This window comes from Sphingomonas sp. AOB5 (assembly GCF_029433115.1).
In the GTDB taxonomy this organism is placed as follows: Bacteria; Pseudomonadota; Alphaproteobacteria; order Sphingomonadales; family Sphingomonadaceae; genus Sphingomonas.
Window position 1 is genome coordinate 23,164 of the sequence record NZ_JARNTV010000011.1, and the last position, 18,708, is coordinate 41,871.

Consider the following 18,708-nt stretch of genomic DNA (forward strand, 5'->3'; position numbering starts at 1 on the left):
TTATGGCGACTCGGGCTACGCAATTCAGGACGGTCACACCCGCGCTGGTCGAGCAGCGCGCGACGACGCGTCACCTCATCCTGCTGACCCGCACCAAGGTCAGCGGCCGTGACAAATCCCCGGTCGAGGCGATGCTCCACGATCTCTCCGTCTATGGCTGCCGCCTCGCCTGTCAGGCGACCCACACTGTCGGCGAGAAGATCTGGCTCCGCCTGCGCGCCGACCAGCCGGTCTCGGCAACGGTTGCCTGGAACGACGGCGAATATCTCGGCTGCCGCTTCGACGCTCCGATCGACCGCAGCCTGATGCGCGCGCTCACGCTGGTGATCTGCTGAGAGATTCCCTCTCCCCTAGAGGGGAGAGGGAGAGTAAGCCAATCACCACCGATAGTTGAAGCTGATGCTGATCCGCTTGGCGCCTGCGTTACCTGCCGGCACCTCGTGCCGCAGCCAGCTTTCCCACAACAGCACCGTGCCGACCTCCGGCGTCACCTCGACGAACGCCTGAAGCGGCTCCGGCGCGTCCTCGCGGCGCGGCGGGGCGGCCATCAGCATCGCCAGCCGCGGGTCCTCCAGCCTCAGCCCGCGCGAACCCTTGGGCAAGGCGATATACAGCGTGCCGGAAACCGCGCTGTGCGGGTGGATATGCCCGCTATGTCCGCTCCTGCCGTCGAGCACGTTGACCCACAGGCTGTCGAGCTTGAGCTTATGGCCGCGCAGTTCGAACGCACAGGCTTCGGCGAACTTCGCCACATGCTTGTCCAGCAGCCGCTTCAGGTCGGCAAAGGCCGGATCGCGGATCGGCAAGTCGTTGAGCGACGCGTAGCTGGTATAGCCGCGATAGCCATGCTCGCGGCACCAGCGCCGGCCCGCTGCGTCGTCCTCGGCCAGTTGGAGGCACGATTGCTCAAGCTCGGCGACAAGGTCCTCGTCGCCCAGCGGCTGCTCGTACAATTGCGTGACGAAGAGCGTCCGCACCGGCTCAGTAGGACTTCGCGACCAGGATGCGTTCAACCGCGGGTTCGCCGGTGAAGATGCACGTGCCCGTCGCTGCCGCCGCGTCGGTCGGCACGTTGCGGAAGGTCAGCTTCAGCGCCTTCAGCCGCTCGACCACCTTGTCCAGCGCAGCCCCGCTCGGCTTCGACCAGCTGACTTCCAGCCAGCCGGGGAACTTGCCGCCCTGCTCGAAGAAGGTCTGGAGCTCCGCGAACTCGGTCACGTCGCGGCGGATATTCGCCTGCATCCGCGCATTCGCCTGATCGAACAGCGACTGCTGGACTTCCTCCAGCGACGCTACCGCACCGGCCACGAAGTCGCCCTTGGCCACCACGGCGCTGTCGAGTTTGCCGTCCTCGCGATACAGCCGGTCGCGACGGATCACCGACAAATTGCCGCCCGCCATGTCGCGGCCACCCACCTCGATCACGATCGGCGCACCCTTCTTGACCCAGCCCCAGCGCTTGGTCGCGGCCTTCACGGACTTGAGATCGAGCAGCGCACGCACCGGCTCGCCGAACGCATACAGCTTCGCGAGTTCCGCCTGCACGCCCTTGCAATACTCCACCAGCGCGACATCCTCGTCATTGTCGCGCAGCATCGGCACGATCACGATCTGCCACGGCGCGACGCGCGGCGGCACGCGCAGGCCGTCATCGTCGCCATGCGTCATGATCAGCCCGCCGATCATCCGGGTCGACATGCCCCAGCTGGTCGTCTGCGCCAGTTCCAGCTCGCCATTGGCGTTCTGGAACTTGATGTCCTGCGCGCTCGAGAAGGTGGTGCCCAGGAAGTGGCTGGTGCCCGCCTGCAACGCCTTGCCGTCCTGCATCATCGCTTCGATGGAGTAGGTCGAGACCGCGCCGGGGAAGCGCTCATTCTCGGGCTTCTCGCCCGCGATCACCGGCATCGCCACGCATTCCTCGGCAAAGCTGCGATAGACTTCGAGCATCTTCATCGTCTCTTCGCGCGCTTCCTCGATGCTGGCATGGGCGGTGTGCCCTTCCTGCCAGAGGAACTCGGCGGTGCGCAGGAACATGCGGGTGCGCATCTCCCAGCGGACAACGTTCGCCCACTGGTTGATCAGCACCGGCAGGTCGCGCCAAGACTGGACCCAGCGGCTGAACGCCGCACCGATCACCGTCTCCGACGTGGGACGCACGACCAGCGGCTCTTCCAGCTTCGCTTCGGGATCGGGAACCAGCCGGCCGTCCTTCTGGATCAGCCGGTGATGGGTGACGACCGCCATTTCCTTGGCGAAGCCGTCGACATGCTCGGCTTCCTTCTCGAAATAGGAGAGCGGGATGAACAGCGGGAAATAGCAATTGTCATGGCCGGTCGCCTTGATGCGATCGTCCAGAAGGCGCTGGATCCGCTCCCAGATGCCATAGCCCCACGGCCGGATGACCATGCAGCCGCGAACCCCGCTCTCCTCGGCCATGTCGGCTTCGGTGATGACGGTCTGATACCATTGGGCGAAGTCGCCTTCGCGGGTGACGTTGAGTGCGCGCTTGATCATGGGGAGCGCTCTTAGGAGGACAGCCCCCTTCCCGCAACGCTTGCGAAGCGGCGCGGGGATGATCTACCCCGTTGTCACAGGGGGATATCTGTATGGCGTATGGCGAAGGCGGCTATAAGCGGTCGGTGTGGATTCCCGTCGTGGCCGTGGTGCTGCTGCTGGTGATCTTCGTTCGCCCGAGTTCCTGCTCCAACCGGATGGCGACACCGGCCAGCGTCGAGGCCACGCTGCTCTCCGACGCGAAATATGGCCGCCTCCTGACCACGATCAAGGAAACCTATCCCGACGAGATGCGCCGCTTCGTCGATCACGTCACGGCACTGATCCGCAACGGTGCGTCCGGCACCGAATTGAGCGCGGAGAACCAGAAATTCATGGTCGCCGCCGCAGAACGGCATGTTCGCGCGTTGATCCAGGCCCCGGCTGCAGACCTTCTCGCCATGAACCGCGCCGAAGCGCTGATGGTTGCCGATCTGCGGAAGAATTCGATCGATATCTGCGCGCAATATAGCCAGGGCGGGTTCCGGCCAGGCTCAACCCTCCCCGCCAGCGCCGACGCGCTCTCCACCGAACTTGCCATCGCACGCTGGAAGGCTTCGGCGGCGGGACGCGACCGCCCGGCAAACATCAAGATCGCGGCAGAACTGCCGGAAAACGAGTATCGCACGCTTGCCGAAGGCATGCGGCGGGGCGGCCTCGCCCCGGGCGATCTGGATGCATTCGAGCACGGACGCGCCGCCACACTGCCGCCTGCAGGCCAATGCAATGTCGTCTATCACCTTACCCAGGCGCTGATCGCGATGCCGGACGAGCAGGAACTGCGCTTCACGCGCTGGCTCCTGTCGCAGGAGCCCGCGGTACCCGCGCAGCGCTGACAGGCCGGAACCAGGAGACAGGCAAATGGACGACCATCGTTCCGGCAGGTCCGCATCGCGCGGATCGGTGATTTTCGGGATCAGCATCGTCGTGCTGCTGATCGCGGCGCTGATCGGAGCCTTCTGGTGGCAGGCGGCGGAGAAGCATCGCCGCACCGCGCCCGAGACGATCGAAGCCGAGCTGGTCAAGGATCCCTTTGCGGGCAGGCTGTTCGCGACGATGAAGCAGACCCATCCCAAGGACTTGGCCGAATTCACCCGGCGCATGTCGAAGCTGATGCGCGATGGATCGAGCCTCGATCATATCCGGACCGAATCCTATGAGTTCCTGCGCAAGACCGGCGAGGGTCAGGTCGCGCAGATCGTCCAGGCGCCGCATGCCGAGCTGGCCGAGGTGCGCAAGACCCAGAAGGCGCTGCTGACCGAGCTGGAAAGCCATGACGTGATGCTCTGCGCCCGTTTCGCCATGACCGGATCGGTGTTTGTCAACAGCGCCCAGAACGAAATCCGCCCGCTGCTGATCGACGCCAGCATCGCCGCGTGGAAAGCCGCCGCGGCAGGCCGCGACCGTCCGGCGAAGCGCGCCATTCCCAAGACATGGGGCCAGGACGACGGCGCCATGCTGATCGAGGCGATGCGCAAGGCGGGGATGAGCGACGTCGATCTTCAGGTGTTCGCCTCACCCTATGGCATGCAGTCCGCGCCCGCATGGCGGCAATGCGCGATCGGCGTCTATCTGTGGACCGCACTCGATGCGTTGCCGGCGGACAAGGCCGACATGGCGACCGCGATGATCATCACCCAGGCCAATTGAACCACGATAAACATCGCCCGCGCCCTTGAGCCGCGCCGCGCCTGTCCCTAGCGCAGGGGCGTGTCCTCCGATCGCATCCTGACCGGCATCGGCCTGCGCCTGTTCGCCATCGCCAGCCTTGCGACGATGGCGGCGCTGATCAAGCTGGTCGAGGCGCGCGGCGCATCGCTGATCGAGATCCTGTTCTATCGCCAGCTCTTCGCGGTGCCGCTGGTCACCGCCTGGCTGGCGATCGGCCCCGGCCTCGCCACCATCCGCACCGATCGCATCGGCGCGCATATCGGCCGAAGCGTGGTGGGAGTGATCGGCATGGTCTTCAATTTCGGCGCGATCGTACTGCTGCCGCTGGCGGAGGCGACGACGCTGCAATTTACCGTGCCGATCTTCGCCACGATCCTCGGCGCGCTGGTGTTGCGCGAAAGCGTCGGCTGGCATCGCTGGGTGGCGGTCGCGGTGGGCTTTGCCGGCGTGCTGATCGTGGCCCAGCCGGGCGACGGGCATTTCCCGCTCTACGGCACGATGGTCGGCCTCACCGCGGCGTTTCTGGTGGCGATCATAGCGATCCAGCTGCGCCAGCTCGGCCGGACCGAGAGTGCGGGGACCACCGTCTTCTGGTTCTCTACCCTGTCGCTGCCGCCGCTGTTTATCGCCTATTGCTTCGTCGCAGAGCCGCACGATCTGGCGACCTTCGCGTTGCTCGCCTCGCTCGGTGTGATCGGCGGCATCGGCCAGCTGGCGCTCACCGCCTCGCTCCGCTTCGCACCGGTCTCGACCGTGGTGCCGATGGACTATTCCAGCCTCGTCTGGGCGACCGTCTATGGCTGGCTGCTCTTCGCGGTGCTGCCTACGCCCGCAACCTGGCTAGGCGCCCCGGTGATCATCGCCAGCGGCCTGTACATCGTCTGGCGCGAGCGGATGCGGCACCAGGAGAAGCCGGTCGAGCCTTCGCTTTAGTTGGTCCAGCGCCAGCGCCACGAGAACAGGCCGATCGATACCGGCAGCGTGGCATAGAGGAACGGCGCGTAGAAATGCGGCCCCGGGATCATCGCCAGCGCTGCCGAGGCAAGCCCGGTGACCGACAGGATCACCCAGATCCAGCTCTGCCCCGCCGCCTCGCGCCGTTTCCCGGCATCCAGCGCCTCGTTGCGTAGCGCATCGCGGAACAGCGCGGCGGTCAGCACCGACATTGCGGTGAAGCCGAAGCCATAGATGGTGAAAAGCTGCCCCATGCTGCCGCGATAGGCGCTGCGATCGCCGACCAGGAATGCCGCGAACGACAGCGCCATCGACCGCAGCGGCACGATGTAGATCAGCACGAGGAACACCAGCAGCAGCGTCAACAGCAGCGAGCGTATATCGCCCGCCCCGCGCAGCGCCCGCCAGCGGACATGGCTGAACCAGAACATCGCGATGATCGCGAAGCCGATCGCGAAGCTGGGGATCGCGGCGACCGCGCTCTCCAGCGTCGCCGCATCCGCGGCCGATCCCCCTGCCCCCACTACCATCAGCGAGACGGCAAAGGCGAACGAGGCGTCGGTGAAGTTGTCGACTCGCTTGATCGTTTCAGGCGTCATGGCGGTACACCAGCATGAGGTTGTTGGCGGGCATCTCGACGGTGCGGCGCAGGCTCAGCCCGTGCGCCGCACCCACATCGCTCACGGCCTCGACATGGCGGAGGCCGAATTCGGAGCTCTTCTCCTTCAGCCACAGCTCGAACTGCTCGTTCGAAGGGGCGGTCGGAATACCCGCGCGGCGATAGGGTCCGTAGAGGATCAGCGGCGCGCCGGGCGCGAGCAGCCGCCCCGCCCCGGCCATCAGCCCCAGCGTCGCCGCCCATGGGCTGATATGCACCATGTTGATACACAGGATCGCATCGGCTGCATCCACCGGCCACGGTGCCGACGCATCCAGCGCAACCGGCGGCAGCACGTTGGGCAGCCCCGCGCACCAGTCCGCGATCGACGCCAGCGCATCCGCATCGGGATCGCTCGGCTGCCAGGTCAGCGCCGGAAACCGTTCCGCGAACGCAGCGCAATGCTCGCCCGTCCCGCTGGCGATCTCCAGCACCAGCCCCGCGTCCGGCAATTCCTCCGCCAGCACCGCCGCGATCGGATCGCGGTTCCGCTCCGTGGCCGGCGCGTGGCGCCTCACCGGGCGCGCGCTTCTTCGAGCAGCCGCTTCGCGCGCAGGTACATCTCGATCCGCTGGACGCTGAGCAGGCCGAGCGCGAAGGCGATCAGCACGTCGGTCACCGTCATGATGTCGAGGTGCAGGCTCGACCCGCCGAGCACCGCGATCTCGCGCGCGGCATAGCGGACGAGGATGATGCCCAGCAGGAAGAACATCGCCGCCAGCGATCCCTTCTGGCTGATCTCGTGCGTCTCCGGGTTGACGGTGATGTGCATCATCTTGCCGCGATACCAGCCCGCCAGCGCGCCCAGCCCCAGCGCCACAAAGCACCACAGGATCACCATGCCATGCGGCGGAAACCGGTAATAGAGGAACGCCGCGAGCAGCGCATAGATGCCCGGCACGATCCACAATTGCCCGATCTTCAGCGGCCGTTCCTTCGACATGCGCCGCATGCGGAACGCGACCACCGCGACGAGCACCACGAAGAAGATCGCGTAGCTGATCCAGCCCGCCTGAATGGCCTGATTGTTCATGAGCCCAGCTTGTTCCGCAGCGCAAGCGGCTTGGCAAGGCCGTTGCACGCGCGCACGTTCGGGCGCATCCCGGCCCCTGATCGGGAGGATTGCATGAACATCGAGAAGGACAGCCCGGGCGTGCGCTTTCCGCCGCCCTTGGTGTTCATCGGCACGCTGCTGATCGGCGTGGCGCTGGGCGGCCCCGGCATTCCGATGGACCGCGACTGGAGCGATCTGATCGGCTGGTTCGGCATCGTCGCGGGCATGTCGATCGTGCTGACCGCACTGGGCCTGTTCCGCCGCGCCGGCACCCGTGCCGAGCCGTGGCGCGAAAGCTCGGCGATCGTCACCGACGGGGTTTATCGCTGGACGCGCAACCCGATGTATCTGGGCATGGCGCTCACCTATGCCGGCATCGCGCTGCTCTGCGACAGCCTGATCGCGCTGGCCCTGCTGGTGCCCGTCATCTTCGTGATCCAGCGTCAGGTGATCGAGCGCGAGGAGGCCTATCTGATCGCCCGCTTCGGCGAACCGTATCGCGATTATATGGCCCGCGTCCGCCGCTGGTTCTAAGCCGAATAGAGCGCCCGGCAGGTGGTGAGATAATCGGCCATGAACCCATGGTCCGTCACCGCCCCCATCATCTCGAGAAAATAGTCGGTGATGATCGAGGGGCTGAGTGCGTCGATCGCCCGAAACGCCTTGCGCAGTGTGATCAGAACATCCTGATCCCCGCTCTCAATATCGAACCAGATACGCTCGACCAGGTCGCCGCGCGGCTCGATCTTGACGTAGCAATGCGTGCCCAGCCCAAAACACCAGGCGTCTTCATTGTACGACCCCATCGCGTCGCGGCACGCCGGATCGAACCCCGCCATCGCAGTCGAATGGAAGCGGCGGACACGCGGCATCACCGCTTCCAGCGCCGCCGCTGCATCGGCAAGGCGAAGGCCCGCATCGACGTAAGTGTGGTCCGGGGCACCGATGATATGCATGTCGCTATAGCCACCCGAAGGCAGCCGGTTCCGCTCGGCCGCAGCAATCGCCGCGCGCATATCCGCCTCGGCCTCCGCCCGCGCCGCGAGCGGATAGAGCCGGCGCATCTCCCAATTGTCTTCGTGGATATGGATCAGCTCGGGCATGGCTTCCTCGTGCGGGAAACGGGATGAAGGCGCTATTCCCTTGTCTGCGTCATGCCCCTCAAACGGGCGGGTTGACGACCGACCAGAGGAGGAAGGTCACACGCCGGCTTAGGGTCTGGGCTCAATCAGGTTCGATAGCGTGCGTCTCAGCGATAGCTCTCCCCCTTGATGGGATCATCGGGCCGGTCATGCCCCCAGCATGACCTAAACAGCGCGGGGCGCTGTTTACCCGATGATGGTTGGGAGGGGGTGACCTCTCCTCATGAGACTGTCCAATGAGGAGAGGTCACCCTCATCCTCCCACCGCTTCGCGGCGGGCCCCTCCTTCTCCCATCAAGGGAGAAGGGTGTGTCCCCCGGTCTCAGCGCCTTGAGCTGAAATCTGGTTGCGCTCGGATCCTACGGCACCGAAATCACGATCGTCTCGTACGCGATCTCGACCGATTCCACCGCGACCTCGTTGCCGTCGGACTTCATGTCGGTGCCGGTCAGCTTGGTGGGGAAGGCGTTGTTCAGCGTCCAGCGATACTGAACCCCGCCGCTTTCATCGAGCAGATCGACAAGGATCGTCTGCCGCGCGATCGTGTTCATCGTGATCTGGTCGAACCAGCTCCACAGCGTGTCGCTGGTCGCGAAGATGCCCTTCTTCAGCGTGACGTTCCCGACCTTGGCCAGCCCCGGCATCTTGATCGGCGCGAAGATCCCGCTGTTGTCCCCGCGATATTCGATGACCTGAACTTCGGTCTCCAGGCCGCTCACTTCCTGAAACGGCACGGCCTGTCCGGCCAGTGTGACGCTGAAATAGAATTTGGGCAGCGGCCAGGTGGCGCTCTCGTCGGTCATGCGGATATCCCCTCGCGGCGAGGGTGGCAGCATGACGGGCAGCCGTCACCCCGGATCGACTCCGGAATGACGGCTTGCCGGCTTATTCCGCGGCCTGCGCCACCGCGGGTTCGTGATAGGCCAGCACCGGTTTGCGCGCGGCCAGCGTCTCGTCGAGGCGGCGGCGGGGCGCGAAGTGCGGTGCGGTGCGGATCGCCGGATCGCCATTCTTCGCGCGCGCCGCGACCGAACGGAACGCGCCGATGAACTGGTCCAAAGTCGCCTTGCTCTCTGTCTCGGTCGGTTCGACCAGCATCGCGCCATGGACGACCAGCGGGAAATAGACCGTCATCGGGTGATAGCCCTCGTCGATCAGACCCTTGGCGATGTCGATGGTCGAGAAGCCCTCGGGCAGTCCCTTGTCGCTGAAGATCGCCTCATGCATGCACGGCCCCGAGGCTGCGAACGGCGCATCGAGCAGATCGTCCATCGACCGCAGGATATAATTGGCGTTCAGCACCGAATCCTCGGCCACCTGACGCAGCCCGTCGGCGCCATGGCTGAGGATATAGGTCAGCGCGCGGGTGAACATGCCCATCTGGCCATGGAAGGCAGTCATGCGGCCGAACGTGCCGGCATGATGCTCGCCCGCCGTCTCTTCCTCGACCAGACGGAAATGATCGCCATCCTTCTCGACGAACGGCAGCGGCGCATAGGGCGTCAGCGCTTCGGAGAGCACCACCGGCCCCGAACCCGGACCGCCGCCGCCATGCGGAGTCGAGAAGGTCTTGTGCAGGTTGATGTGCATCGCATCGATGCCCAGGTCGCCCGGACGCACCCGGCCGACGATCGCGTTGAAGTTCGCGCCGTCGCAATAGACGTAGCCGCCCGCGTCATGCACCGCGTCCGAGATCGCCTTCATGTCGCGCTCGAACAGGCCGCAGGTGTTCGGGTTGGTGATCATCACGCCGGCAATGTCCGGCCCCAGCCGGCGCTTCAGCGCTTCCAGATCGACACGGCCATCGTCGGTCGCCGGGATATCTTCGACGGTGAAGCCTGCGAACGCCGCGGTCGCCGGGTTGGTGCCATGCGCGCTGATCGGCACCAGCAGGATCTTGCGCGCCTGCTCGCCGCGCGCGTCGAGCGCCGCGCGGATCGCCAGCACGCCGCAAAGCTCGCCATGCGCGCCCGCCTTCGGGCTCATCGCAACGCTGTGCATGCCGGTGAGCGTGATCAGCCAGTGCGCCAGCTGGTCGATGACCTCGAATGCGCCCTGCGCCGCATCGACCGGAGTCAGCGGGTGCAGATCGGCGAAACCGGGAAGCCGCGCCATCCGCTCGTTCAGGCGCGGATTGTGCTTCATCGTGCAGCTGCCCAGCGGGAACAGGCCCAGATCGATCGCGTAATTCTGACGCGACAGGCGGGTATAGTGGCGAACCGTCTCCGGCTCGGACAGGCCAGGCAGGCCGATGGCCTTGTTCCGCTCCAGCCCGCCGAGACGCGATGTGCCCGCGGGGACATCGCCGAAATCGACGCCGGTGGTCTCCCCCGAACCGATCTCGAAGATCAAAGGCTCTTCCAGCATCAGCGCGCGATTGCCAGTGAAGGTCGATGCGTCGCTCTCGCCCGCTTCCGGGGTGGTCGGGCGCCAGCCGCTTGCGTTGATGGTGCTCATGCCAGCGCCTCCTCGAGCGCGGAGGCAAGCGTTTCGACGTCCTCCGTGGTGGTGGTTTCGGTGACCGCGACGATCAGGCCGTTCTCAAGGCCCGCTTCGCCCGGATACAGGCGGCCCAGCGACACGCCGGCCAGAATGCCCTGATCGGCAAGCTGGCGGACCAGCGGACGCGCTTCCTTCGACAGCTTCAGCGTGAACTCGTTGAAGAAGGTCGGCGTGACCAGCTCGACGCCCGACACCGCGGCCAGACGGTCCGCCGCAGCGCTGGCCCCGGCATGGTTCACCGCGGCCAGCTGCCGCAGCCCCTTCTCGCCCAGCAGGGTCATGTGGATCGACCAGGCCAGCGCACACAACACCGAGGAGGTGCAGATGTTCGACGTCGCCTTCTCGCGCCGGATATGCTGCTCGCGGGTGGAGAGCGTCAGCACGAAGCCGCGCTTGCCCTCGGCATCGACGGTCTCACCGCACAGCCGCCCCGGCATCTGCCGCACCAGCTTCTCGGAGCAGGCGAACAAGCCGACATACGGCCCGCCGAACTGGAGGCCGACACCGATCGACTGGCCCTCGCCCACCACGATGTCCGCGCCCATCTCGCCCGGCGATTTGATCGCGCCCAGCGCAACCGGCTCGGTCACGACCGCAACCAGCAGTGCCTTCTTCGCATGCGCTGCTTCGGCCAGCTTCGACAGGTCGGCGATGCGCCCGAGAATGTCGGGATACTGCACCACCACGCACGACGTATCGTCGTCGATCAGCGCGATCAGATCGTCGGTGTCCGGCGTCGCGCCCAGCACCGGCAGGCGCGTGTCGAGCACGTCGCCGGTATACTTTGCCATGGTATTGGCGACCGACACATAATGCGGATGCAGCCCACCTGAGAGGATCGCCTTGCCCCGACGCGTCACACGCCGCGCCATCACGATCGCCTCCCAACAGGCGGTCGAGCCGTCATACATCGACGCGTTCGCCACATCGCAGCCGAGCAGCCTCGCGACCTGCGACTGGAACTCGAACATCATCTGCAGCGTGCCCTGCGCGATCTCGGGCTGGTACGGCGTATAGGCGGTCAGGAACTCGCCGCGCTGGATCAGGTGATCGACGCTGGCCGGCACATGATGCTTGTAGGCGCCCGCCCCCAGAAAGAACGGCGCGCTGCCCGCCGACAGGTTCTTCGCGGCCAGTTTCGTCATGTGCCGCTCGACGGCCAGCTCGCTGGCATGCAGCGGCAGGCCGGCAATCGGCCCATCGAAGCGCGCAGCCTCGGGCACGTCGACGAACAGGTCGTCGATGGTCTTCGCGCCGATCACGCCCAGCATGTCCTGGCGATCGGTGTGGGTAAGGGGCAGGTAGCGCATCGATTTTCCTTCTCCCCTCCCGCTTGCGGGAGGGGTCGGGGGAGGGCCTGTCAAAATCGAGGACGGCGTGTGCGGACACGCCCTCCCCTAGCCCCTCCCGCAAGCGGGAGGGGGACTTAAAGCTTACTCACGAACTCGGCATAAGCGCTCTCGTTCATCAGGCCGTCCAGCTCGCTGGTGTCGCTTAGCGTCAGCTTGAAGAACCAGCCATCGCCCTCGGCATCCTCGTTCACCAGCTCGGGCGTGTCGGCCAGTGCCGCATTGCCTTCGATCACGGTGCCGGAGACGGGCGAATAGACGTCGGACGCGGCCTTCACGCTTTCGACCACCGCGGCTTCGTCGCCCTTGGTCACGTCGCGGCCTTCCTCGGGGGTCTCGACGAACACGATGTCGCCCAGCTGGCCCTGCGCATATTCGCTGATGCCGACGGTACCGATATCGCCCTCGACTTCGACCCATTCATGATCTTCGGTGTAGTAACGGCTCATGTGTCAGGCTCCCTTTCTGACATAGCGATGGGGAACGAAGGGCATCTTCACGACCTCCGCGGTGTGGACCTTGCCGCGCTGGGCAAGCGTGATCTTCGTGCCGGGCTCGGCGAGCGACAGCGGCACATAGGCCATGGCGATCGGCTTCTGAACGCTCGGTGCGAACCCGCCCGAGGTCACCTTGCCGACTTCGCTGCCTTCGCCATCGAGCACCGCCGCACCTTCGCGAACCGGCTGGCGGCCTTCGACGATCAGACCGACGCGCTTCAGGATCGGCCCGTTCTCGCGCTCGGCCATGATGCGTTCGTGACCGGGGAAGCCGCCTTCCTCGCGGCGGCGCTTCTTCAGCGCGAATCCCAGCGCGGCGGAGACCGGCGTGGTCTCGGTATCCAGATCATGCCCATAGAGCGGCAGATCCGCCTCGAGCCGCAGCGAGTCGCGCGCGCCCAGCCCGATCGGCTTCACCTCGTCCTGCGCGGTCAGCGCATCGGCCAGCGCCGTCACCGCCTCGGCAGGCACCGAAATCTCGAACCCGTCCTCGCCGGTATAGCCCGAGCGGCTGATCCACAGATCATGGCCCTGCCACTGGAACAGCGCACCCTGCATGAACACCAGCGCCTCGACGCCCGGGATCACCCGCGCCAGCGCATCGACCGCCTTGGGACCCTGCAGCGCCAGCAGCGCCTGCTCGTCCAGGTAATTGATCTCGATCTCGTCGGGCAGAAACTCGCGGAAATGCGCGATATCGTCCCATTTGCACGCGCCGTTGACGACCATGTAGATCGACCCGTCGTCGCGCCGGGTCAGCATCAGATCGTCGAGGATGCCGCCATTCTCGGCCAGCAGCAGCGAATAGACCGGGTGGCCCGGCTTCGCCGCGGCGATATCCGCCGGCATCAGCGCCTCGAGCGCGGCTTCCACACCTTCGCCGGTGAAGATCAGCTGGCCCATATGGCTCACGTCGAACAGCCCGGCGCTCTCCCGCGTCCACAGATGCTCGGCCATGATGCCTTCGTACTGGACGGGCATCTCATAGCCCGCGAACGGCACCATCCGGCCGCCCCGCGCGCGGTGCCACGCATCCAGCGCCAGCGTCATCAGTTCGGGTTCGCCGTCGGTATCGGTCTGGACGTCCTGGCTCATCACGGCACTCCGGCTTCGAGGATCGACGGAACACCGCGCGCCATAAGCACGCCTTGGGTCCATCGCCCCCTCTGTCACGGGAACCTGAGAGCTTTCGCCGCTGCAAAACGGCTTACCCCTTCGGTGGCCATCCCCTCCCGAATCCGGGCGGATGGCGCTTTCCAGAGTGTCCTGACGCGCGCGGTCCCTGATGCCTGAGAGATTCCGGGGCGGTTGCTCCTTCGGCGGCCCGCCTCGCGGCGAACACTCTCCCTCGCGCGTCCGTCACGGCAAGCCGCAACAGACAAGCGCAGCCTTGGCCATGCCCCCGATTCGAGTCAATCGCACTTGCAGCATAAACACGCTGCACCGGCACATTGCCGCGCCCACGCTACCGGTAAACTACGTGGCTGTAGTTCTACGCACCCCGGCTTCTTTCAAGAGTTAACCCAACAGCCCGAAAAGGGCGCAGAACAAATCGCCAGATCTGCGAGCCGCCATGAAAAGTACCTGCACTCTCGACACGATCCACAATCGCCTCGAAGTCTGCGCCAGCGGGCAATGGACCATGGAGGATGCCGATGATTTCCATCGGCAGATGCTCGGCGTTCGCCAATGGGCGGATCGCAATGGCGAGGCCACCGTATCGATACTGGCCGATCTCGACGGTCTCGTCCTGCACACCGCGCCGATTGCCGAGCGCGTGGCGATCACCGTCAACGAGATCCGCAGTATCCGCCGTAGCAAATATGCGCTGGTCGTCCCCAGCTATCTGATGCGGATGCAGTGCCGCCGGCTGCTGAACGGGATCGAGCACCAGATTTTCGATACGCGCGAACAGGCGATCGAATGGCTCGGCTGGCGGATGTTCATCCCGCGGGTCGCGGCATGACCGCGCTGCTCAAGCACCCGCGCCCGCGCCGCGACCTGGGCAACGATCCGGCCACGCTGATGCCCGGCGCGCTCACTCTGTCCTACGAGACCGAGAGCCGCTTCATCCTGGTATCGGGCAACGGCATGTGGTCGCCGCGCCAGCTCGACGAGCATCTGCGCGACTTTGCCGATCTGGTCGATCAGTTGCGCCGCCAGCATATCCGCATCCGCGTGCTCGTCGATCTGAAGGATGCCGCGATCCAGACGCCCGAAGTCACGCGTGTGCTCGCTCATGGCACAAGGGATTGCCATCGCGACGGCGATCGGGTGGCATTGCTGGTCCCCGGATCGCTGGCCAAGATGCAGATGCGCCGCATCCTCGGCACCCGGCATCACAATTACTTCGTTTCCGAATCGGCCGCCCGACTCTGGCTCTCGGCCAGCGACTGGAGCTGAACCGACCTCACGTCATCATGCCTTCCGCGGGTGCACCCCTGCCGGAACGAGAAAGGGCCGGGATCGCTCCCGGCCCTTTCCTGTTTCTCGTCGCGAAGCCGCTTAGCGGGTGACGTTATACTTCAGCTGGTCGTCGGTCAGCTGGAAGCCGACCAGCGCCTCGAACGTCGCCGACAGCACCGACTGGCGGATCGCCGGATCGGCCAGCGGATCCGTCGCTGCGTCGGTATCTCCGGGCTTGCGCTTGCGGGTCAGGCGCTCGCGCACATCGGCGGGCAGCGTCGCGGCAGCGCGCGAAACCTGCGTCGTCGCGGTGCCCTTTGCCGAGGCGCGCAACTGGCCCGGCTCGAAATTCACCGTCACGCGGCCGATCCGCTTCGCGGTCACCGAAGTGCCGCCGCGAACCACGGTCACGAAATAGGGGAAGGAAACCGTGCGCGCGCCCTCGGCGCTGGCGCGACGTGCCTGCACGTCGAAATTGATCGTGGTGACCACCTGCTCGCCCGAATCGTCGCAGGTCGACGTCACGTTGGTCAGTACTGCAACCACGTCGATCGCAGCCGCCTCGCGGCTCGCCGGCGGGTTGAAGCTGGTGATGTCGCCGGTTCCGGCGGGCACCGCGACATGCGGGCAAGGCGAGCGGACGGCGGTGATGCCGACTCCGCCGATGGCTTCGATCTCACCCGTCTTGTTGCAACCGCCCAGAGCGATCAGGGCGAGGACGGGGACGGCGAACTTGGCGATCGACACAGGGCACCTTTCAGACAAAACGGGCCGTGAGCATGCGCACCGGCCCGAAACGAGCGGCACCATAGGAAGCGCCTTCCGCCGGTGCAAGCAATCGCGTAGGGACGGCGCATGTCCGGAATAAGGCCGCCTTTAGACCTTCTCATCGCCGCCCCGCGCGGCTTCTGCGCGGGTGTCGACCGCGCGATCCGCATCGTCGAGCTGGCGATCGAGAAATATGGCGCGCCGGTCTATGTCCGGCACGAGATCGTCCACAACAAGTTCGTGGTCGACAGTCTGAAGGCCAAGGGCGCGATCTTTGTCGACGAGCTGGACAAGGTGCCCGACGGCGTTCCTGTCGTCTTTTCCGCGCACGGCGTGCCCAAGGCGGTACCGGCCAAGGCCGAGGAGCGCGGACTCGACTATCTCGACGCCACCTGCCCGCTGGTCTCCAAGGTCCATCGTCAGGCCGAGCGGCTGGTGAATCAGGGCCGACACATCCTCTTCATCGGTCATGCCGGGCATCCGGAGGTGATCGGCACCTTCGGTCAGGTGCCGGAAGGCGCGATGACTCTGGTCGAAACGCCTGCCGATGCCGAACAGGTGACGGTCACCGATCCGGAAAATCTCGCCTTCCTCACCCAGACGACACTGTCGGTCGACGATACCGCCGCGACGCTGGAGGTACTCAAGCGCCGCTTCCCCGCGATCCTGGCGCCCGGTCCCAACGACATCTGCTATGCCACCACCAACCGTCAGGGCGCGGTGAAGGCGATCGCATCGTCGGTCGATCTGATGCTGATCATCGGCGGCAAGAATTCGTCCAACTCGCTCCGCCTGGTCGAAGTCGCCGAGCGCGAAGGCACCACCGCCTATCTGATCCCCCGCGCGGAGGATCTGGACTGGGCATGGTTCGATGGCGTGAAGACGCTGGGCATCAGCGCCGGCGCATCCGCGCCCGAATTGCTGGTGCGCGAACTGATCGGCAAACTCGCCGAGCGCTACGAAGTGACCGAGCGCGAAGTCGAGACGGTGCCCGAGAACGTCGTCTTCAAACTGCCCCGCGGACTCGAGGCCGCGTGATGAAATTCCGTCACCCCGGCGAAAGCTGGGGTCTCGCGCCGCAAACCATTCGCTCGTTGCCCAGGATCCCGGCTTGCGCTGGGATAACGCTGTAAAGGGGGCATTCGAATGGCGGTCTACACACAGGTATCGGCTGAGGCGCTTTCCGCCTTCCTCGCGAAGTTCGACGTCGGCGAACTCGTGTCCGCCAAGGGCATCGCCGAGGGGGTCGAGAACTCCAACTATCTGGTCGACACCACCAAGAGCCGCTTCATTCTTACGCTCTACGAAAAGCGCGTCGATGCGGGCGATCTGCCCTGGTTCATGGCGCTGCTCGATCACCTTGCGGACCGCGGGCTACCGGTGCCGCCTGCCGTGCCCGATCGCGACGGCCGGATCATCCATGAGCTGGAGGGCCGCCCGGCCTGCCTGATCCAGTTCCTCTCGGGCGTCTCGGTCTCGCATCCCACCCCGGCTCAGGCGCGCGCCGCGGCGGAAGCGATGGGCAAGATGCATCACGCCGTCAGCGATTTCGATAAACCCCGCGCCAACAGCATGGGACCGGACGCGTGGAAGACGCTCGCCGATCGCATCGGCACCGGCTTCGACGATATCGCCGCGGGCCTCAGCCAGCGTGCTCTTTCCGAGGTGGATCGCATTGTCGGCCAATGGCCGAACCATCTGCCCGTCAGAGCGATCCATGCCGATCTTTTCCCCGACAATGTCCTGATGCTCGGCAATCGCGTGACCGGCCTGATCGACTTCTATTTCGCCTGCACCGATGTGCGCGCCTATGATCTTGCCGTCATGCACGGTGCCTGGGCGTTCGATGCCAGGGGCGAGAATTACGATCCGGAGATCGGCAAGGCGCTGATCGAAGGCTATTCGGCCAGCTTCGGGCTGAGCGATGCCGAACGCGCCGCCCTGCCCCTGCTGGCTCAGGGTGCCGCGCTGCGCTTCTTTCTCAGCCGCGCGTTCGACTGGATCAACACGCCCGCCGACGCGATGGTGACGCGCAAGGATCCCCTCGCCTATCTGCGCCGCCTCGATTTCTACACCGAACATGGGTCCACACTCTTCGCATGACCGAACTCCAGCATGTCGAGATCGCCACTGACGGCGCGTGCAAGGGCAATCCCGGCAAGGGCGGCTGGGGCGTGCTGCTGCGCATGGGCGGGGTCGAGAAGGAACTCTCGGGCGGCGAGGCGCATACCACCAACAACCGCATGGAGCTGATGGCCGCGATCCAGGGGCTGAAGGCGCTGAAACGCCCCTGCCGCGTGACGCTCTCCACCGACAGCCGCTATGTGATGGATGGCCTCACCAAGTGGATCCATGGCTGGCTCAAAAATGGCTGGAAGACGTCGGACAAGAAGCCGGTGAAGAATGCCGATCTGTGGATCGAACTGCTCGAGGCCGCCAAGCCGCACCGCGTCGAATGGAAATGGGTGAAGGGCCATGCCGGCCACCCGGACAACGAGCGCGCCGATCAGCTCGCCAGCGACGCCGCAATCGCCGCGCGTTGATCCCGGTGCAGCCGTTCACCGCCATCGCCAACGGCCTCGATATCGGCCCCGCGCTCGATGAACTGGCCGCGAATCCATGGTTCTGGATGTCCCCTAATGCCAACGCGCTGCTCGAAATCCCGTTGCTGAGCGGCGACTATGCGCGCGAGCTGGAAACGACGCTGCCGGAGCTGTGGAAGCTGATCGATACGGCCCTCGCCCATGTCGCAAAGGCTGGCGACACCGGCATGCTCGCTTATTGCCGCGCGGGCCTGATCCCGCCGGGCGCAGGCATCCCGCCCCATTTCGACGGCATCGATGGCGTGACGATCCGCCGCTACCAGCTCGCGCTGGCGTCCGAACCGGGCGTCGCGCTGGTGGTGGACGGCGAGACCCGCCGCTTCGAGCCCGGCGAGTTGTGGCAGATCGACGTGAGCAAGGTGCATTCGGTGCACAATGGCAGTCAAGCCGACCGCATCACGGTGCTGTTCGATACGGCCGCGGGGTAAGGCGTATCGATATCCAGCGTTACTAAAAATCCTCCCCCGGAGGGGGAGGGGGACCGCGAAGCGGTGGAGGGGGTTTGCCCCAAGCGATATCGCCTGTGGCGCTCCCCCTCCGTCAGGCTTCGC

The 18,708-nt window shown here is 65.6% G+C and carries 23 protein-coding genes and 1 riboswitch; of the genes, 11 read left to right on the forward strand and 12 right to left on the reverse strand.

The window, feature by feature from the left end:
• The first annotated feature begins 2 nt into the window (after positions 1 to 2).
• Positions 3 to 335 (forward strand): PilZ domain-containing protein, encoded by a 333-nt coding sequence (locus P1X14_RS07080; protein ID WP_277314624.1) that lies wholly within the window; start codon positions 3 to 5, stop codon positions 333 to 335.
• Positions 336 to 377: 42 nt separating this feature from the next.
• Here the strand turns inward: P1X14_RS07080 and P1X14_RS07085 are convergent, their stop codons facing one another.
• Positions 378 to 977, reverse strand: a complete 600-nt coding sequence (locus P1X14_RS07085) for a TIGR02466 family protein (protein WP_277314625.1) — start codon at positions 975 to 977, stop codon at positions 378 to 380.
• Between the two features lie 4 nt (positions 978 to 981).
• The gene (proS, locus tag P1X14_RS07090; protein WP_277314626.1) at positions 982 to 2,514 is read right to left on the reverse strand and encodes a proline--tRNA ligase; all 1,533 of its coding nucleotides are present in this window, start codon (positions 2,512 to 2,514) and stop codon (positions 982 to 984) included.
• Between the two features lie 92 nt (positions 2,515 to 2,606).
• Here proS and P1X14_RS07095 point away from each other — a divergent pair, with 92 nt between their 5' ends.
• The 3 genes from P1X14_RS07095 to P1X14_RS07105 are packed head-to-tail and all read left to right on the forward strand — an operon-like array spanning position 2,607 to position 5,157.
• On the forward strand, positions 2,607 to 3,389 hold the full coding sequence (locus tag P1X14_RS07095; protein WP_277314627.1) for a hypothetical protein: 783 nt from the start codon (positions 2,607 to 2,609) through the stop codon (positions 3,387 to 3,389).
• 25 nt (positions 3,390 to 3,414) lie between these two features.
• Positions 3,415 to 4,203 (forward strand): hypothetical protein, encoded by a 789-nt coding sequence (locus tag P1X14_RS07100; protein WP_277314628.1) that lies wholly within the window; start codon positions 3,415 to 3,417, stop codon positions 4,201 to 4,203.
• 60 nt (positions 4,204 to 4,263) lie between these two features.
• Positions 4,264 to 5,157: a DMT family transporter gene (locus P1X14_RS07105; protein ID WP_277314629.1), complete on the forward strand. Its 894-nt coding sequence runs from the start codon at positions 4,264 to 4,266 to the stop codon at positions 5,155 to 5,157.
• Here P1X14_RS07105 and P1X14_RS07110 read toward each other — a convergent pair.
• The 3 genes from P1X14_RS07110 to P1X14_RS07120 are packed head-to-tail and all read right to left on the reverse strand — an operon-like array spanning position 5,154 to position 6,869.
• Positions 5,154 to 5,777: a TMEM175 family protein gene (locus P1X14_RS07110; protein ID WP_277314630.1), complete on the reverse strand. Its 624-nt coding sequence runs from the start codon at positions 5,775 to 5,777 to the stop codon at positions 5,154 to 5,156. The genes P1X14_RS07105 and P1X14_RS07110 overlap by 4 nt on opposite strands.
• A complete protein-coding gene (locus tag P1X14_RS07115; protein ID WP_277314631.1) occupies positions 5,767 to 6,354 on the reverse strand; it encodes a DUF938 domain-containing protein in 588 nt (195 codons plus the stop codon). The genes P1X14_RS07110 and P1X14_RS07115 overlap by 11 nt, the downstream gene beginning before the upstream one ends.
• Positions 6,351 to 6,869 carry a CcdC protein domain-containing protein gene (locus P1X14_RS07120; protein WP_277314632.1) on the reverse strand — a complete coding sequence of 173 codons (519 nt, stop codon included), beginning with the start codon at positions 6,867 to 6,869 and terminating at the stop codon, positions 6,351 to 6,353. Before P1X14_RS07120 ends, P1X14_RS07115 begins: the two co-directional genes overlap by 4 nt.
• Before the next feature lie 93 nt (positions 6,870 to 6,962).
• On the opposite strand from P1X14_RS07120, the gene P1X14_RS07125 reads away from it, so the two are divergent.
• The gene (locus P1X14_RS07125; RefSeq protein WP_277314633.1) at positions 6,963 to 7,424 is read left to right on the forward strand and encodes an isoprenylcysteine carboxylmethyltransferase family protein; all 462 of its coding nucleotides are present in this window, start codon (positions 6,963 to 6,965) and stop codon (positions 7,422 to 7,424) included.
• Here P1X14_RS07125 and P1X14_RS07130 read toward each other — a convergent pair.
• The 6 genes from P1X14_RS07130 to gcvT all read right to left on the reverse strand — a co-directional run bounded on the left by P1X14_RS07130 (position 7,421) and on the right by gcvT (position 13,475).
• Positions 7,421 to 7,993 (reverse strand): hypothetical protein, encoded by a 573-nt coding sequence (locus P1X14_RS07130; RefSeq protein ID WP_277314634.1) that lies wholly within the window; start codon positions 7,991 to 7,993, stop codon positions 7,421 to 7,423. The two genes, P1X14_RS07125 and P1X14_RS07130, sit on opposite strands and share 4 nt — an antisense overlap.
• Before the next feature lie 398 nt (positions 7,994 to 8,391).
• The gene (locus tag P1X14_RS07135; RefSeq protein WP_277314635.1) at positions 8,392 to 8,835 is read right to left on the reverse strand and encodes a phage tail protein; all 444 of its coding nucleotides are present in this window, start codon (positions 8,833 to 8,835) and stop codon (positions 8,392 to 8,394) included.
• An 82-nt stretch (positions 8,836 to 8,917) separates the two neighbouring features.
• Entirely contained in the window at positions 8,918 to 10,489 is a 1,572-nt protein-coding gene (gene gcvPB, locus P1X14_RS07140) for an aminomethyl-transferring glycine dehydrogenase subunit GcvPB (protein WP_277314636.1), read from the reverse strand.
• Positions 10,486 to 11,844 carry an aminomethyl-transferring glycine dehydrogenase subunit GcvPA gene (gcvPA, locus tag P1X14_RS07145; protein ID WP_277314637.1) on the reverse strand — a complete coding sequence of 453 codons (1,359 nt, stop codon included), beginning with the start codon at positions 11,842 to 11,844 and terminating at the stop codon, positions 10,486 to 10,488. Before gcvPA ends, gcvPB begins: the two co-directional genes overlap by 4 nt.
• A 116-nt stretch (positions 11,845 to 11,960) precedes the next feature.
• Positions 11,961 to 12,332: a glycine cleavage system protein GcvH gene (gene gcvH, locus P1X14_RS07150; protein WP_277314638.1), complete on the reverse strand. Its 372-nt coding sequence runs from the start codon at positions 12,330 to 12,332 to the stop codon at positions 11,961 to 11,963.
• Between the two features lie 3 nt (positions 12,333 to 12,335).
• Positions 12,336 to 13,475 carry a glycine cleavage system aminomethyltransferase GcvT gene (gcvT, locus tag P1X14_RS07155; RefSeq protein WP_277314639.1) on the reverse strand — a complete coding sequence of 380 codons (1,140 nt, stop codon included), beginning with the start codon at positions 13,473 to 13,475 and terminating at the stop codon, positions 12,336 to 12,338.
• Between the two features lie 171 nt (positions 13,476 to 13,646).
• Positions 13,647 to 13,739: riboswitch (glycine riboswitch) on the reverse strand.
• 214 nt (positions 13,740 to 13,953) lie between these two features.
• Between gcvT and P1X14_RS07160 the strand changes: the two genes are divergently transcribed.
• Together P1X14_RS07160 and P1X14_RS07165 are read left to right on the forward strand one after the other, a co-directional pair.
• Positions 13,954 to 14,346: an STAS/SEC14 domain-containing protein gene (locus tag P1X14_RS07160; protein WP_277314640.1), complete on the forward strand. Its 393-nt coding sequence runs from the start codon at positions 13,954 to 13,956 to the stop codon at positions 14,344 to 14,346.
• A complete protein-coding gene (locus P1X14_RS07165; RefSeq protein ID WP_277314642.1) occupies positions 14,304 to 14,783 on the forward strand; it encodes a hypothetical protein in 480 nt (159 codons plus the stop codon). Before P1X14_RS07160 ends, P1X14_RS07165 begins: the two co-directional genes overlap by 43 nt.
• Before the next feature lie 102 nt (positions 14,784 to 14,885).
• Here P1X14_RS07165 and P1X14_RS07170 read toward each other — a convergent pair whose 3' ends face one another.
• Positions 14,886 to 15,533, reverse strand: a complete 648-nt coding sequence (locus P1X14_RS07170; protein WP_277314643.1) for a hypothetical protein — start codon at positions 15,531 to 15,533, stop codon at positions 14,886 to 14,888.
• Positions 15,534 to 15,641: 108 nt separating this feature from the next.
• On the opposite strand from P1X14_RS07170, the gene ispH reads away from it, so the two are divergent.
• The 4 genes from ispH to P1X14_RS07190 all read left to right on the forward strand — a co-directional run bounded on the left by ispH (position 15,642) and on the right by P1X14_RS07190 (position 18,585).
• Complete coding sequence (ispH, locus tag P1X14_RS07175) at positions 15,642 to 16,592, forward strand: 4-hydroxy-3-methylbut-2-enyl diphosphate reductase (RefSeq protein WP_277314644.1); 951 nt, start codon at positions 15,642 to 15,644, stop codon at positions 16,590 to 16,592.
• A 108-nt stretch (positions 16,593 to 16,700) separates the two neighbouring features.
• Complete coding sequence (thrB, locus tag P1X14_RS07180; RefSeq protein WP_277314645.1) at positions 16,701 to 17,657, forward strand: homoserine kinase; 957 nt, start codon at positions 16,701 to 16,703, stop codon at positions 17,655 to 17,657.
• Positions 17,654 to 18,097: a ribonuclease HI gene (gene rnhA / locus P1X14_RS07185; RefSeq protein WP_277314646.1), complete on the forward strand. Its 444-nt coding sequence runs from the start codon at positions 17,654 to 17,656 to the stop codon at positions 18,095 to 18,097. The genes thrB and rnhA overlap by 4 nt, the downstream gene beginning before the upstream one ends.
• A 5-nt stretch (positions 18,098 to 18,102) precedes the next feature.
• Complete coding sequence (locus P1X14_RS07190) at positions 18,103 to 18,585, forward strand: aspartyl/asparaginyl beta-hydroxylase domain-containing protein (RefSeq protein WP_277314647.1); 483 nt, start codon at positions 18,103 to 18,105, stop codon at positions 18,583 to 18,585.
• Positions 18,586 to 18,708: the final 123 nt, after the last annotated feature.

What these genes read in the sequence shown, in the direction of transcription:
- P1X14_RS07080 (WP_277314624.1), top strand. Translation starts at nt 3, where the DNA reads ATGGCGACTCGGGCTACGCAATTCAGGACGGTCACACCCGCGCTGGTC.
- gcvH (WP_277314638.1), bottom strand. Translation starts at nt 12,332, where the DNA reads ATGAGCCGTTACTACACCGAAGATCATGAATGGGTCGAAGTCGAGGGC.
- P1X14_RS07100 (WP_277314628.1), top strand. Translation starts at nt 3,415, where the DNA reads ATGGACGACCATCGTTCCGGCAGGTCCGCATCGCGCGGATCGGTGATT.
- gcvPB (WP_277314636.1), bottom strand. Translation starts at nt 10,489, where the DNA reads ATGAGCACCATCAACGCAAGCGGCTGGCGCCCGACCACCCCGGAAGCG.
- gcvT (WP_277314639.1), bottom strand. Translation starts at nt 13,475, where the DNA reads ATGAGCCAGGACGTCCAGACCGATACCGACGGCGAACCCGAACTGATG.
- rnhA (WP_277314646.1), top strand. Translation starts at nt 17,654, where the DNA reads ATGACCGAACTCCAGCATGTCGAGATCGCCACTGACGGCGCGTGCAAG.
- P1X14_RS07165 (WP_277314642.1), top strand. Translation starts at nt 14,304, where the DNA reads ATGGCTCGGCTGGCGGATGTTCATCCCGCGGGTCGCGGCATGACCGCG.
- P1X14_RS07110 (WP_277314630.1), bottom strand. Translation starts at nt 5,777, where the DNA reads ATGACGCCTGAAACGATCAAGCGAGTCGACAACTTCACCGACGCCTCG.
- P1X14_RS07125 (WP_277314633.1), top strand. Translation starts at nt 6,963, where the DNA reads ATGAACATCGAGAAGGACAGCCCGGGCGTGCGCTTTCCGCCGCCCTTG.
- gcvPA (WP_277314637.1), bottom strand. Translation starts at nt 11,844, where the DNA reads ATGCGCTACCTGCCCCTTACCCACACCGATCGCCAGGACATGCTGGGC.
- P1X14_RS07130 (WP_277314634.1), bottom strand. Translation starts at nt 7,993, where the DNA reads ATGCCCGAGCTGATCCATATCCACGAAGACAATTGGGAGATGCGCCGG.
- P1X14_RS07160 (WP_277314640.1), top strand. Translation starts at nt 13,954, where the DNA reads ATGAAAAGTACCTGCACTCTCGACACGATCCACAATCGCCTCGAAGTC.
- ispH (WP_277314644.1), top strand. Translation starts at nt 15,642, where the DNA reads ATGTCCGGAATAAGGCCGCCTTTAGACCTTCTCATCGCCGCCCCGCGC.
- thrB (WP_277314645.1), top strand. Translation starts at nt 16,701, where the DNA reads ATGGCGGTCTACACACAGGTATCGGCTGAGGCGCTTTCCGCCTTCCTC.
- P1X14_RS07135 (WP_277314635.1), bottom strand. Translation starts at nt 8,835, where the DNA reads ATGACCGACGAGAGCGCCACCTGGCCGCTGCCCAAATTCTATTTCAGC.
- P1X14_RS07120 (WP_277314632.1), bottom strand. Translation starts at nt 6,869, where the DNA reads ATGAACAATCAGGCCATTCAGGCGGGCTGGATCAGCTACGCGATCTTC.
- P1X14_RS07095 (WP_277314627.1), top strand. Translation starts at nt 2,607, where the DNA reads ATGGCGTATGGCGAAGGCGGCTATAAGCGGTCGGTGTGGATTCCCGTC.
- proS (WP_277314626.1), bottom strand. Translation starts at nt 2,514, where the DNA reads ATGATCAAGCGCGCACTCAACGTCACCCGCGAAGGCGACTTCGCCCAA.